9 protein-coding genes are annotated in these 14,379 nt (G+C 45.5%); all 9 read right to left on the reverse strand.

Features of this window, described 5'->3' with window-relative positions; translation table 11 throughout:
- Positions 1-266: 266 nt before the first annotated feature.
- A complete protein-coding gene (locus tag AC4JOV_RS10160; RefSeq protein ID WP_229937693.1) occupies positions 267-2,441 on the reverse strand; it encodes an NADP-dependent isocitrate dehydrogenase in 2,175 nt (724 codons plus the stop codon).
- A 359-nt stretch (positions 2,442-2,800) separates the two neighbouring features.
- Positions 2,801-4,411, reverse strand: coding sequence for a cation:proton antiporter (locus tag AC4JOV_RS10165; RefSeq protein WP_229937692.1), 1,611 nt, complete (start codon positions 4,409-4,411; stop codon positions 2,801-2,803).
- Positions 4,408-5,109 (reverse strand): rhodanese-like domain-containing protein, encoded by a 702-nt coding sequence (locus AC4JOV_RS10170; protein WP_229937691.1) that lies wholly within the window; start codon positions 5,107-5,109, stop codon positions 4,408-4,410. The genes AC4JOV_RS10165 and AC4JOV_RS10170 overlap by 4 nt, the downstream gene beginning before the upstream one ends.
- 81 nt (positions 5,110-5,190) lie before the next feature.
- Positions 5,191-8,766, reverse strand: a complete 3,576-nt coding sequence (gene dnaE, locus AC4JOV_RS10175; protein WP_229937690.1) for a DNA polymerase III subunit alpha — start codon at positions 8,764-8,766, stop codon at positions 5,191-5,193.
- 63 nt (positions 8,767-8,829) lie between these two features.
- On the reverse strand, positions 8,830-9,381 hold the full coding sequence (locus AC4JOV_RS10180) for a DJ-1 family glyoxalase III (protein ID WP_229937689.1): 552 nt from the start codon (positions 9,379-9,381) through the stop codon (positions 8,830-8,832).
- A 155-nt stretch (positions 9,382-9,536) separates the two neighbouring features.
- Positions 9,537-10,103 (reverse strand): elongation factor P, encoded by a 567-nt coding sequence (gene efp / locus AC4JOV_RS10185; protein ID WP_229937688.1) that lies wholly within the window; start codon positions 10,101-10,103, stop codon positions 9,537-9,539.
- Between the two features lie 114 nt (positions 10,104-10,217).
- Positions 10,218-11,945, reverse strand: a complete 1,728-nt coding sequence (locus AC4JOV_RS10190) for an efflux RND transporter permease subunit (protein ID WP_256444108.1) — start codon at positions 11,943-11,945, stop codon at positions 10,218-10,220.
- Positions 11,945-13,564, reverse strand: a complete 1,620-nt coding sequence (locus AC4JOV_RS10195; RefSeq protein ID WP_491522150.1) for an efflux RND transporter permease subunit — start codon at positions 13,562-13,564, stop codon at positions 11,945-11,947. The genes AC4JOV_RS10190 and AC4JOV_RS10195 overlap by 1 nt, the downstream gene beginning before the upstream one ends.
- Positions 13,542-14,363, reverse strand: a complete 822-nt coding sequence (locus AC4JOV_RS10200; protein ID WP_229937687.1) for an efflux RND transporter periplasmic adaptor subunit — start codon at positions 14,361-14,363, stop codon at positions 13,542-13,544. The genes AC4JOV_RS10195 and AC4JOV_RS10200 overlap by 23 nt, the downstream gene beginning before the upstream one ends.
- Positions 14,364-14,379: the final 16 nt, after the last annotated feature.

Here is a 14,379-nt window from a genome sequence, read left to right on the forward strand (position 1 = left end):
AATTAGCCATAGCCAGTCCTGCGAATAAGTGCCTAGCCTAAGAAAAAGCCAGAGATGTTGTGAAAGTTGCCTGATCTTGCGTGTGCCCTCTAAAGTCGACTACCCTATGTTATTGTCAGAAATATCTGAGAAGATTAGTATACCAAAATGTTGGCATATTTTGGTAAGAGACACTGTATCAAGCTTGATGCAGTGCGTACAGTGTCTAAAATAGAAACAGATTAGGCCACTAGGGATTCACTCCCTCTGTGGCATAACGTTTCGACTTAGATCGCATCGATAATGCTGTTAAGTGTTGCAGACGGTCTCATCGCTGCTTCAGCTTTAGCATCATCCGGGTGGAAGTAACCACCGATATCTTGCGCTTTACCTTCTGAAGCAAGCAACTCTTCCATGATCTTCGCTTCATTCTCTTTCAGCGCTTTTGCAACAGGAGCGAACTTCTCAGCCAATTCCGCATTGTCTGAAGCAGCAAGTGCTTCTGCCCAGTACTGCGCTACAAAGAAGTGAGATGCCTTGTTGTCCGGCTCACCACATTTTCTTGATGGTGCCTTGTTGTTATCAAGGTAACCCTGGTTAGCCACATCCAGTGCTGCCGTTACAGCTGCAAGGTTCGCATCCGGGTATTTTTGCTCGATCATTCTTAGTGACTCTGCAAGTGCCAGGAACTCACCAAGTGAATCCCATCTGAGGTGACCTTCTGCAAGGAATTGGTCAACGTGCTTAGGCGCTGAACCACCTGCACCTGTTTCGAACAGACCACCACCGGCAAGCAATGGAACGATAGAGAGCATTTTCGCTGATGTTCCAAGCTCCAAGATCGGGTACATATCTGTCAAGTGGTCTCTAAGAACGTTACCAGTTACTGCGATCGTGTCTTTACCTGCTCTGATTCTCTCGTTTGTGAATCTTGTTGCAGATGCGATATCCATAATGTGGATCTCCAGACCATCCGTGTTGAATTCCGGCAGATACTTGTTGACTTTTTCGATCATCTGAGCATCGTGACCTCTGTTCTCATCCAACCAGAACACTACAGGGATCTGCTCGATCTGACCTCTCTCAACTGCAAGTCTGATCCAGTCTTTGATCGGGATATCTTTTGCTCTTGACATTCTCCAGATATCACCTGCCTCACACTCAAAGCTCATAAGCTCTGTACCGTCTTCAGCCGTTACAGTGACCGTACCCGCCTCAGGAAGTTCGAAAGTTGTTGGGTGAGAACCGTACTCTTCCGCTTTTTGTGCCATAAGACCAACGTTTTGCATAGTACCCATTGTGGTAACATCATATTGACCGTTTTTCACACAGTCAGCTACCATCTCCTGGTGGAACATTCCATAAGTACTGTCAGGGATCACAGCAACACACTCTAGCGCATCACCGTTTCTATCCCACTGTTTACCACCTTCTCTTACTACAACCGGCATAGATGCATCGATAATGATATCGTTTGGCGCATTGAAGTTCGTTGTACCTTTATCAGAGTCAACCATTGCGATTTTCGGGCTGTCCGATTCAACGACTGCCTGGAATGCCGCCTTGATCTCAGCTTCTTGCGCATGACCGGCAATCTTCTTCTCAAGATCAGACATACCAAGGTTAGGGTTTACACCTACTTCTGCAAACGTATCTGCATACTTTTTGAATACATCTTCAAAGAAGATTTCAAATCCGTGTCCGAACATGATCGGATCAGAGATCTTCATCATTGTCGCTTTAAGGTGTACTGACCAGATCACACCTTTTGCTTTCGCATCTTCGATCGTTTTTCTATAGAATGCTCTGAGTGCTTTTACAGACATGAATGTACCGTCAAGTACTTCACCGTCCACTGCATCGATCGTCTTCAATTCGTTACCGTTAAGCGCGATCGTTACTTTTTGACCCTTCTCCATCGTTACAGACTTCTCGTTTCCGTAGAAATCTCCCTTACCTTCCATATGTGCTACATATGCTTTTGAGTTTTCAGAGAATGCTTTAAGTCTATGCGGGTTATTCTTTGCATAGTTCTTCACCGCTTTTGCTGCACGTCTGTCAGAGTTACCTTCTCTTAGTACCGGGTTAACCGCTGACCCCAGACATACACTGTATTTTGCCTGAATCGCTTTTTCTTCGTCGTTTGCCGGGTTTTCAGGGTAGTTAGGGATATCATATCCTTGACCTTGAAGCTCTGCAATACAGTCTTTAAGTTGTCCAACTGATGCTGAAACGTTTGGAAGCTTGATAATGTTACCTTCCGGTTGAAGTACCAACTCACCTAGTTTTGCAAGTTCATCTTCAGCTAGTCCCATCGCTGCAAGTACACGCCCAGCAAGTGAAATGTCACTTTGTTCAAGTTCTACACCACCAGCCGCACAAAATTTTGCTGCCATTGGGAAAAATGAATATGTTGCCAAAGCCGGAGCTTCATCAATTTTTGACCAAATGATTTTTGCCATAATTGTTCCTTACTTTTTTGTTTTAGTGGAACTAGTGTAGCACTATTTCTGTATAAGGAGAATGAAACTCTTTGTTATCAAAAAGTTATCCGTTAAAACTGTTTCTATATTACACAAAAATGGCATATTATTGAAGAATGAGCAGGGGCGAATGCAAAAATACAATCCTGAATTTAGATTGATTGTCACAATTTATTCTCTGTTTTTATATCATAATGTAACATTTCGAAAACATTTTGTACACACCACGTATCAATTCGCTCCATCGTAACAACATATTTCTACCACTTTGCTATCAGTATATATACCAATCTCTTACGATGAGCAGATCACTTCATAAAAGTGGTATTGCAGCGGGATTAAGCCATCTCACACTTCAATGCCTGGTCAACCAGTAATTTTGCTACCTTTTCATTTTGATTGATAAAACCTTTGATAGGGAGATCCGAAAGTTCTTCTATCTGCCTGCGGTCGGAGACTTTGAGAATAATATCTATCCTCTCATCAATGTTATGAATGGCCTCACAGATCAGACGGATCTTCTCATCATTATCAATTGCGATGATCACCGCAATCGCATCTTTTACACCTAATGCATTCAAGAGTGTTTGCGAGGCCGCATTTCCAAAAAAGACACTGTCACCTTTCTGCTGCCCCAACTCAACCAGGCTTCTGTCATGCTCGATCGCCACATAAGTGATCCCCTGGGATTTAAGCTCTTCTACGATACGCTGACCAAGCAGTGAATAACCACACACCATAATATGATGCTCGATACAGGTAGAACAGATAGGCTCTCTCATCGCTTCAGACGGATTTTGATAAAAGAGGTTTGTAAAAGCCCTGACATGCTTGACTGCCAATGACGTAAAGACAAGAGAGACTACGACTACCGAGATCAGTACCTGCAAGACGTCATTATCCACAAGGGCATAGGACTTGGCCAAGGCAAAGACGGCAAACGAAAACTCCCCTACCTGTGCCAGTGCCAGTGCTGTCTTAAAGGCACGTTTCGGAAAAGAGAAGAGGACTGTGATTGCAAAGATAATGATCGCTTTTAATAGAAGTATCGCAACGGTCAGCCCTGCAATGACAAAAAAATACTCTTTTACTACTTCAAGGTTGATCTGAAGCCCTACCGTAATAAAGAAAAGCCCAAGAAGGATATCCCTAAAAGGTACAAGATCTGCCTCAATCTGATGTTTGTATTTACTCTCTGCGATCAGCATCCCGGCAATAAACGCCCCCAATGAATAAGAGAACCCGAACACATGTGCCAGCAGTGATGCCGAGAGGACGATCAGCAGTATAGCCAGGATAAAGAGCTCCTGTTTTTTACTATCGACTACGGCACCCAAAAATTTTGTTGTTGCATATTTTCCCAAAACAAAAAGCGTGAAGATCACAATAAAACCGGAGAAGAGCGTCCCCAGAACGATATCCGATACCGAATCGGAGGGCTTCGCCAAAAATGAGACCATCAGCAAGATAGGGATCACAGCAACATCCTGAAAGAGGAGGATTCCCAATGCATATCTTCCATAAGGCCGGTGGATATCACCATTGGCATTCAGCGTGGTAAGTACGATCGCTGTAGAGGAGAGGGAGAGTGCCATCCCTACCACCAACGCACTCTTCATTGTCATATCAAACAGCGTAATGCTCAGGTAGGTAAAAAGGAGTGCCGTAAGAGTCACCTGCAGTATCCCAAATACAAATACTTCCAACTTCATACGCTTCATATGGGTCAGGGAAAATTCCAGACCGATAGTAAACATCAAAAAGACCACCCCGAACTCTGCCAGTTCAGCCAGAACATGCTGATCGATCTTGGCATAGTCAAAAAAAGTTGCGACAATAAAACCGGTAAAGATATACCCTACGATAGTGGAGACATCCAAACGCTTTAGTAACAGATTGAGTGCCAGAGAGAGTGCTACCGCAAGTACGATAAGCGCCAGTATATTCATCTCTTCTCCTCTGAAGGGACCAGCGAGGTCATACCCACATTCAGCCAACTCTGCAGTCCACCACGGTACCACTTCATCTTTTCAGGCGGATACCCCATCTCAAGCAGTGCTTCGATCATCTGTGGCGACTGTCTGCACCATACACCGTTACAGAAAAAAAGCACTCTCTTGGCGTCAGAAAAGTCAAACCCCTCTTTGGTCACTTTTATACCCAGTAGCTCAAGTGCTTCTTGTTTCTTTTTTTCCCATTTTCCTTGTTCTGTAAAGTAGATAAAGGGGATATTGACTGCACCGGGAATCGTTCGTGCTTTGTACCATCCCTCCTTACGGCTATCCACAAAAAGCATCTGCTCATCTTCCTGAAGCTCTTCAAGAAACTCCAGGACCTCAAGTTCACCGAAGGTATCGATCTTCTCATGCATCTTCATGGGAGAGAGCTTACCGGCTGTCGTAATAAAATGCTTTTGACAGAAATCAGGTACTGTTTCAAGTGGATACTCCCCACTCCAGAACGTCTTACCGTCAAAAGGAACTTCTCTGCATCTCAGGTCTGAATCTCTGGCAACGCTTATCACTTGTAGCGTGCCATCCATAGCTTGATGTTTTACCTCAATACTATGTGCATGAAGCATCTTTGGCGAATCCTGGGCATCACTCAACGTGAATAAAGAGATCAAAAGTATCAACTTCCACCACATCTTGTCTCTCCTTTTTTATGTTTTGAATCTACAAAACCCGCTACCATAGGGCAGGCCACACAGTTTACAGCTTTCCCCTTCTTAAGCGGTCTCCTCAACAACCAATGCCTCTTCGAGGTAGACACCCAGCTCTTTGGCTTCCTCCAACATAAGCTCACTGACTTTCATCTTGCTTTCGATCACTACATCCGCCAGCTTGGATTTAATGTGCAGTTCAAGCGGCCGTTTACCCGGATACTTTGCAGCCAAACACATGAGCTCTTCTGCGATCTTGGGATCAGGCATGAGATTGAGTGCCAGTATAAGCGGTGGCTGCTCAGGCTCTTCAACATGCTTCTCCTCTTTTTTCACTTTGATCTTCTCTTTTTTGGCATCTTTGAGTGATTCTATCTTGAGAATATTCATACGGGTAAAATCACCGTCTTTGGTGATCTTTACCTTAAAGGCGATCGGTTTGGTAATATCAAAATCTTCTTCAAGCTCTTTGAGGCGATTTTCAAAGAGCATCAGTTCGATATTCCCGTGCAGGTCCATAATGTTGGCGATACCGAATTTGTTCCCTTTTTTACTGATCTTTTCAGTGATCTCCTCGATCTTTCCGATAAAGAGTGCCTGTGATCCGTCAGCAAGATCATCGATCTCGGAACTCAATGTATAGTTGATACCCTCCAGCGTCTCACGGAACTTGTCCAGCGGGTGCCCCGATACATAAAATCCAAGCGACGCTTTCTCCATCTCCAGGATCTCCATCGGTTCAAACTCAGGCATCTCCGAAAGCGTCAACGTCACAGCAGTCATCTCTGCACCGCCGCCAAAGAGTGAGTTTTCTGCCATCTTTTTCGCATCGGCCGACTTCTTGGCTGCCTCTATGATATCCTCTACCTGGGAGAGCATTGCATGGCGGGAGTAGCCGAAACAGTCAAGTGCCCCGGCTTTGATCAGTGACTCGATGACCTTTTTATTGACCTTGCTGGAGTCTATCCTTGAGACAAAGTCGCTCAGGTCCCTGAACTCTCCCTCTTTACGTGCTTCCAGGATAGACTTGATCGCGATATCGCCTGCACCTTTGATCGCCCCCATACCGAACATGACAACTTCTCTTCCCTCCAGCTCTTTCGCCTCGAAAACGAGTCCGGAGATATTGACATCCGGTGGCAAAAGGTCGATATCCATACGTTTCAGCTCATCGACATACTTGACAACCTTATCCGTGTTGTTCTTCTCCAGAGTCAGGATCGCCGCCATGAACTCCGTAGGATAGTAGCGCTTCAAGAAGGAGGTATAGAACGTAACCAGTGCATAGGCTGCAGAGTGGGATTTGTTAAATCCGTATCCGGCAAACTTCACGATCAGGTCGAAAAGCTCTTCCGCTTTGGTCCGGTTAAAGCCTTTTTCCTCGGCACCTTCGGCAAACTGCTCTTTGAGCTTATCCATCTCCTCCTTGATCTTTTTCCCCATCGCACGACGGACAAGGTCTGCACCACCGAGACTGAAACCACCGATCGTCTGTACGATCTGCATCACCTGTTCCTGGTAGACGATAACCCCGTAGGTCGGTTTGAGTATCGGTTCAAGCTCAGGGAACATATAGGTGATCTCCGCACGTCCGTGTTTACGCTCAACAAAGTCATCTAGCATCCCCGACTCCATCGGACCCGGACGATAGAGTGCAAGCATCGCAATAACATCTTCAAAGCCTGACGGCTTCAGTTTCTTCGCCAGATCCTGCATACCCGCCGATTCGATCTGGAACAGCCCCAGTGTTTCACCGGTAGAGATATAGTCATAGACACCTCTGTCGTTGATATTCTCCTTGACAAAGTCGATACGCTTTCCGTGGCGTTTCTCCACCAGTTTATTGGCCTCTTCAACGACAGTAAGTGTTTTCAGTCCAAGGAAGTCGAACTTGATCAGGTCCACATCCTCGACATACTTACCGCTGTATTGTGTTGCAAGCGTATCGAGTCCTGAAGGTTTAAAGAGCGGCGTCTTTTTCCAGAGCGGTTCATTTGAGATCACCACCCCTGCGGCATGGGTACCGGCATTACGGTTCAGACCTTCAAGTGCCAGCGCATACTTCCAGGTACGTGCTGCCAGAGGATCACTCTCTAGGAGCTCTTTGATCTTAGGCTCTTTCTCATACGAATTTTTCAGGTCTATCCCCAGTTCATCCGGGATCAGTTTTGCCATCGCATCGGCCTTGGAGTAAGGCATATCCAGTACCCGCGCAACATCACGGATCACCCCTTTGGCAAGAAGTTTACCGAAGGTAATGATCTGGGCCACGTTCACCCGTCCGTATTTGTCGATCACATAGTCAAGTATCTCCTGACGGCGGGCCTGGCAGAAGTCCATATCGATATCCGGCATCGATACACGCTCGGGATTCAGAAACCGCTCAAAGAGCAGGCCGTAAGGCATCGGATCGATATCGGTAATTCGCAGGGCATAGGCGACCAGAGATCCCGCTGCAGATCCACGCCCGGGACCTACCGGTATACCCATCTGTTTGGCTGCATCAACGAACTCCCATACGATCAGCATATATCCAGGGAATTTCATACTGGTAATGATATCTATCTCTGTCTGTAGTCTTTCACGGTACTCCTGGTGTTTGGAGGGGTCTACGATCTTCAGACGTTCTTCCAGCCCCCGTCTTGACTCTTCGATAAAGAGGGCCGTATCATTGGCCAAAGAGTACTCTTCATCCGGTTCAGGCAGTTCCAGACCGATCGCTGCTGCTTTCTCTCTGGCGAACTTGAAATTCGGAGGTGTCGGGTTACCCAGTTTGATCTCCAGGTTACACTTATCGGCGATCTCCTGAGTAGCCTCAAGCGCTTCAGGGATATCGGCAAAGAGCTTTGCCATCTCTTCAGGGGACTTGACATAAAATTCATGGACCGAGTGACGCATACGGTTAGGGTCATCATAGAGTTTGTTCATTGCGATACACATGAAGGCTTCGTGTGCATCTGCATCTTGTGGATTGGTATAGTGGGTATCGTTGGTAGCGACGATCTTGATCCCCGTCTCCTGTGAGAGCTGAATGATCTGTTTGTCGATATTGTACTGGTCACCGATACCGTGCCTCATGATCTCCAGGTAGAAATCATCCCCAAAGACCTCTTTGTACCTGAGAGCTACGCGTTTCGCCTCGTCATACCCTTTAGCCCCGAACTTTACGTTACGGTCGGAGAGGTTCAGGTGCCAGTTCACCTCACCCTGAAGGCAGGCGGAGCTACAGACCAGACCTTCAGCGTGCTCTTTAAGCATATCCCAGTTGATACGGGGGTAGTAGTAAAACCCGTTCAGATACGCCTGGGAACTAAGGTACATCAGGTTCTTATACCCCACATCATTTTTGGCATAGAGACAGAGGTGAAAACGCTGGCGGATACTCTTGTCTCCGATATCAGGCTGATTGTGTACATACGCTTCCATCCCGACGATAGGCTTGATCCCCTCTTTTCTCATCGTATTGTAGAAGTCGATCGTACCGAACATATTCCCGTGATCGGTCATCGCGACCGAATTCATACCTAGCTCTTTCACCTTCTTGGCCAAGGCTTTGATCTTATTGGCCCCATCCAGTAACGAGTACTCCGTATGGAGGTGCAAATGGGTATACTGTGGTACGTTTTTCGGTTCTTCTGACATCATCAACCTTTCTAGTTCTTGGTGCGTATTTTAGGTAAATCTCCTTTAAACCCCGCTCAGAATTTAACAATAATCCAGTAACATTCCCTCTTTCACACTCTGCATTGTCTCGGCACCGACCAGTCTCTCAACAATGGCAAGCCCGAAACATACAGCAGTACCCGGTCCCTGTGAGGTCATCACATTACCATCAACGATCACTTTGCTGTCTTCTCTGTATCCCGGATGGTCGATCTCCTCTTTCGCGCCCGGGTAACAGGTATAGTCACTTCCCAATACTCCTGCCTCTTTCAGCACGTACGGTGCAGCACACATCGCACCTATTACTTTGTTCTCTTTAAACTCCTGAAGCAGAGAGATCACTGTAGCATTTTCGGCCAATGCATGAGTTCCGCCCCATCCGCCGGGAAGTACCATCATATCAAACTCATCTGCTTTGATATGATCAATCGCATTATCCGCTTCAATGGTGATCCCGTTCGCACCCAAAACAAGAGGTGATTCACCGATATATGCAACACGTACATCGATCCCTCCGCGACGCATCACATCGATCAGGGCAACCGCCTCAAGCTCTTCAAACCCTTCTGCCAGGGGTAATACTACACTTGCCATGACATGACTCCTTTTATCACTATAGTTGTAATGATTATAACGATATAAGATCAATAAATGCTAAATAGAAACAGTGAAACTGATAAATTTGAAAAGAGTGTGAAGTTATTGAAAAGGGGGAAATGTGGGGAGACCGGGGAGAACCCGGATAAAAACTATTTTGCTTTCTCCAGGTATTTACCCTCTACGGTATCTACTTTGATCATCTCTCCCTCAAGGATATGGAACGGAACCTGTACCACGGCACCACTCTCAAGTGTCGCAGGTTTTTTACCACCTTGTGAATCACCTTTGAAGTTTGGCGGAGTCTCAACGATTTTAAGTACGACTGTTTGAGGGATCTCAACAGAGATCGCTTTTCCGTTATGGAAAAGTACCTCTGCTTCCATACCGTCGATCATAAAATCAAATGTCTCTTTACCTACCTGCTCATGTGTTAGTCCGATCTGGTCAAATGTTTCCGTGTCCATGAACTGCAGGAACTCACCGTCATCGTACAGGAACTGCATCGTTTTTTGCTCAAGCTCAGGTACCTCGAACTTATCGCCTGCATGGATCGTCTTCTCAATCACTTTACCTGTCTGAAGGTTTTTGATCTTTACTCTTACAAACGCAGCACCTTTACCTGGCTTCACATGTTGAAACTCTATCACTTTATAAGGGTTTCCGTCAAGCTCAAGTCTTGTACCCTTTTTCATATCACCCATGCCGATTGTAGCCATTCTAGCTCCTCAAAATAAAATAATTGGACAAATTATACCCTATGGTTGGTTAATAAAAAAGAAGAGGGGCGAACGTTCCCACAGTTGGGTGGGAACAAATCGGTTTGGAAAAACCTATTTCGTGACAGAGATATTGTTATGCGCTATATCACACTCGGCTTTCTCAAAATCCATCGCCTTGGCATTGTCCATCAGAATCGGGACAAACAGAAGTGAGACAAAGACTGCCGCGACAGTACCTGAGATCAGGGCAACACCCAGACCGCCAAATACAGGGTCACTCGCAAGCAATGCAGAACCAAGGATGATCGCTACTGCCGTCAATGCGATAGGTTTAGCCCTCGTTGCCGTAGCAACAGCGATCGCTCTACGTTTCGGCATCCCCTGACACTCCATCAACGACTTTGTAAAGTCAATAAGCAGGAGTGAATTACGGGAACTGATCCCCATCAATGCGATAAACCCGATCAGCGAGGTTGCAGTAAGGAAGAAAGTCTCGCTTGTAAACCAGTTCGCTACCCAGTGCCCTACGATCACCCCGATGAGCGAAAGGAAAGAACCGAGCAGAATGATACCACTGAGTATAAAACTCTTATAGTAGACCACCAGCAGTAAGAAGATCAGTACCAGTGCAGAGATAAATGCTCCGCCAAGATCCCTGAAAGTATCCAGTGTTACTTTCATCTCACCATCCCAGCGCAGCAGGAACTTCTCACCTGTTTTTTTATCCGTAAGGTGAAGGTCGAACATATAGGTATTGATACCCGGTTCTTTCTCCACGATAAACTCCTTCTCGAAATAGTCGATCATCTTTCCTCTTGCATCAAGCAGTGGGTAAACCTGGGAGACCATATCTGTCTCTGCAATCACATTGATCATACGACTTAGATCCTTATGCATGATCATCGGACTTGATTTTACTTTTCTGATGCTGACCACCTCACTTAGCGGAACCATCATCCCTTGCTGATTCATAAGATTCAGTGAAGAGAGTTTACTGCTAAGCGCATCTTCATCTTTTGAAAAAAGCTCTTTACTCTCTTTTTCCAAGATCAGGAAAATAGGTATCTGATCAGAGATATTCTTCGAGTTTTTGTGCGAGATCACCATCCCCTCAAATGCAAGATAGAGAATGTTATTGACCTGTTCTACACTCAGTCCCGAACGGGAGATCTTCTCCTGATCAGGGATCAGTTCATATTTGTCAAAGAGATCATCTGCCATCACATCCACATCCACAAGTCCTTCTGTCTGACTTAAAATAGAAGAGCTCTCCAGTGCCAGCTTTCTGATCTTTGCAAGGTTTTCACCATGCACTTCGACAACAACTGATGCCAGTGTCGGAGGACCTGCCGGCTGTTCAATGAACTTGATAGTCGTATCTTTCACCAGTGGCAGACAGGTATCTTTGATGACAGGACGCAGACGCTGTACCATTAGAAATGAGGGCTCATCACGCTCGTGTTTGTCTGTAAGGTTCACCGATATCTCAGCCACATTCTCTGTCTGTTTCATACTCGCACCCTTGACCAGACCTGCATAGTCCAGAGGAATGCCCTGCCCAAGGAAGAGCTCGATATGCATCACCTCTTCCTCTTTTTTCAAGAAGTCAATCACACACGAACTGACACGTTTGGTCTCTTCGATAGAAGAGCCTGTAGGGGTATCGACATAAATCGAAAAAGTATTGTCACTTTTACCCGGAAGCATTTTAGCCAGTACCATTTTGGTAGGGAACATCAAGAGTGAACCAAAGAACGCCACTGCTGTCAGGATGACAACAAGTTTCTTCTTTTTCTTTTCGTTAAGGATACCAAAGATAAAGTTTTCCAATTTTTTCATTAGTGCCCCTCCCCGTTATGGTGATGCTTGTGTGTTGGTTTTTTCAGTAGTTTCAAACTTAAGTACGGCGTAAAGATATAGGCTACAAAAAGTGAAGCGATCAGTGCCACAGGAACATTATAAGGGATAGGCTGCATAAAGGACCCCATCATACCCCCGACAAACGCCATCGGAACCATCGTCATAATGATTGCCAGTGTCGCTACGTTGGTTGGTGCTCCGATCTCATCCGTTGCTTCAATGAGCAGTTCATCCATCTCTTTACTGTCCACATCGTGTGCATGCAGGTGTCTATGAATATTCTCTATCACAATGATGGCTGCATCCACCAGGAGGCCCAGTGACAACAGGAATGCAAAAAGTGTGATCCTGTTGATCGTCTGTCCCGAAAGATAGGCCACAAAGAGTGTGATCGCCAAAATTGCCGGTACCGTAAAGGTAACGATAACAGACTCTTTCCACCCCAAGGCAAAGACAAGCATCACCGCAATAATGATGATCGTAATGACCAAGTGGTGCATCAGTTCATTTACCGCTTCATTCGCTCTGGTACCATAATTTCTTGTCACCAGGTAGCTGATACCCTCTTTTTCAAGTCTTGCTTCATAGCTCTTCAGTACATCCATGACATCGTTGGCAACAAATACGGCATTGGTCCCTGCAAGTTTGGCAACTGTCAGTGTCACCTGTTTTGCTGCTTCACTTAACTGCTCTTCTTTTGTACCTTTATGAAGGATCTCTGCAGTTTGGAAGTTTTGGATATCCATGCCTTCTGTGACTTTTGCCACATCTTTAAGATAGATCGGTGAGCCCATATATTGTGCCACGATCACATTGCCTACATCTTCTACCTTCTCGATCGCATTTTTGACGCCAAAGATCACAAGTTTATCAGACCGGGTTCTTCCTTTTACATCAGGGACATTGACCGCTACGGATTGCACGGCTTTCATGATCTGACCGAGGGAGAGGTGATAGGCAGAGAGTTTACCCATATCCACTTCGATATTGTACTGTGCTTTACGTGCACCTTTGAGTGTGGTTTTTGCGATATTATCTACCGCATTAAGCTTTTGCTGTACTTCTCTTACCAGTTTAAAGAGTTCTACTTCTGATACATCGCTCTTTGGATTGGGATAAAAAGCGATACTGACAATAGGAATATCGATATCGATATCAAACGGTTTTACAATCGGCTGCATTGTCCCTTTTGGCATCTGATCCATATTCTGCATCACTTTATCGTAAAGCTTGAGGTTTGAGTCCTCTCTATCCTCTCCGATATAATACATGACATTGACCACACCGACATTATCCATCGCCATACCATGGATATGCTCGATCCCGCTGACCTCTCTGAGCTTACGCTCCAGAGGATTGATAATGACATTTTCTATCTCTTTGGGAGATGCACCCGGCATCGGAACGATCACAGCCCCGCCGGAGATTGCAATCTGAGGATCCTCTTCACGAGGCATGATACTCAGTGCCAAGTATCCCATCAGGATCAAAAAAGCACCCAGGACAGCTGTCAAAGGATTTGTGAGAAAACCTTTGGCAAGCCTACCTGCGATATCTGTTACTTCGTATTGATTCTTATTGTTGGTTTGCATCATCATCACGCTTTATGATAATTTTAGTATACATTCCCGGATAAACAGAAGCACTCTTTTTATCAAACTCCATCTTGATCTTGAACTTGTGTGTCATAGGGTTTGAGCTGGGAATGATCGAAGAGATTTTTCCTTTTGTTGAAAATGCTATCGATGGAATCGTCAATTCCACTTCTTTACCTACCTTGATATACCCCAGCTGACTTTCGGAAATCTCAGCGACAACTTTCAAACGGCTGAGATCAGTAAGCACGACTGCCGGCATGCCGGGAATTGCCATCTCTCCCTCATTCAGTTTCTTGTCAACGATCACGCCGTCATTTGGTGCAGTGACCTTGAGGTACTTATACTGATTGAGTACCTCTTCTTTTTTTGCTTCAGCCTGCTTGACCTGCTTTTCGGCAATCTCAACCATATCTTTGAGGTTTGCTGCAGCAAGTTCCAATGTCTCCAACTCATACTTGGAAACCATTTTCTTTTCAAACAGTCTTTGATGTCTTGCCAGGTTGGTAAGGACATTGGTATATTGGCTCTTATTCATCTGCAGTGCCAGTCTTGCCTGTGATATTGCCAGGTCGACCTGTCTTTCTGCCGCTTCGATCTCTTTAGAGTCGATCTCGTAAAGTAGTTGACCTTTCTTTACAATATCTCCTTCACTTACCGCCATATTTTTTACATATCCCATATAACGGCTGGTGATCATCTTCTGGTTATCCGAGATCACAGAACCGCTCAACTCGATCTCGATGGCATATGCACCAACTGTTAAACATAACAGGGTCATCAATGTGATTAGTTTTTTCATCGCTACTCCTTACTTC

The organism is Sulfurovum sp. MH2-6 (assembly GCF_058374785.1).

What these genes read in the sequence shown, in the direction of transcription:
- AC4JOV_RS10160 (WP_229937693.1), bottom strand. Translation starts at nt 2,441, where the DNA reads ATGGCAAAAATCATTTGGTCAAAAATTGATGAAGCTCCGGCTTTGGCA.
- AC4JOV_RS10165 (WP_229937692.1), bottom strand. Translation starts at nt 4,411, where the DNA reads ATGAATATACTGGCGCTTATCGTACTTGCGGTAGCACTCTCTCTGGCA.
- AC4JOV_RS10170 (WP_229937691.1), bottom strand. Translation starts at nt 5,109, where the DNA reads ATGTGGTGGAAGTTGATACTTTTGATCTCTTTATTCACGTTGAGTGAT.
- dnaE (WP_229937690.1), bottom strand. Translation starts at nt 8,766, where the DNA reads ATGTCAGAAGAACCGAAAAACGTACCACAGTATACCCATTTGCACCTC.
- AC4JOV_RS10180 (WP_229937689.1), bottom strand. Translation starts at nt 9,381, where the DNA reads ATGGCAAGTGTAGTATTACCCCTGGCAGAAGGGTTTGAAGAGCTTGAG.
- efp (WP_229937688.1), bottom strand. Translation starts at nt 10,103, where the DNA reads ATGGCTACAATCGGCATGGGTGATATGAAAAAGGGTACAAGACTTGAG.
- AC4JOV_RS10190 (WP_256444108.1), bottom strand. Translation starts at nt 11,945, where the DNA reads ATGAAAAAATTGGAAAACTTTATCTTTGGTATCCTTAACGAAAAGAAA.
- AC4JOV_RS10195 (WP_491522150.1), bottom strand. Translation starts at nt 13,564, where the DNA reads ATGATGATGCAAACCAACAATAAGAATCAATACGAAGTAACAGATATC.
- AC4JOV_RS10200 (WP_229937687.1), bottom strand. Translation starts at nt 14,363, where the DNA reads ATGAAAAAACTAATCACATTGATGACCCTGTTATGTTTAACAGTTGGT.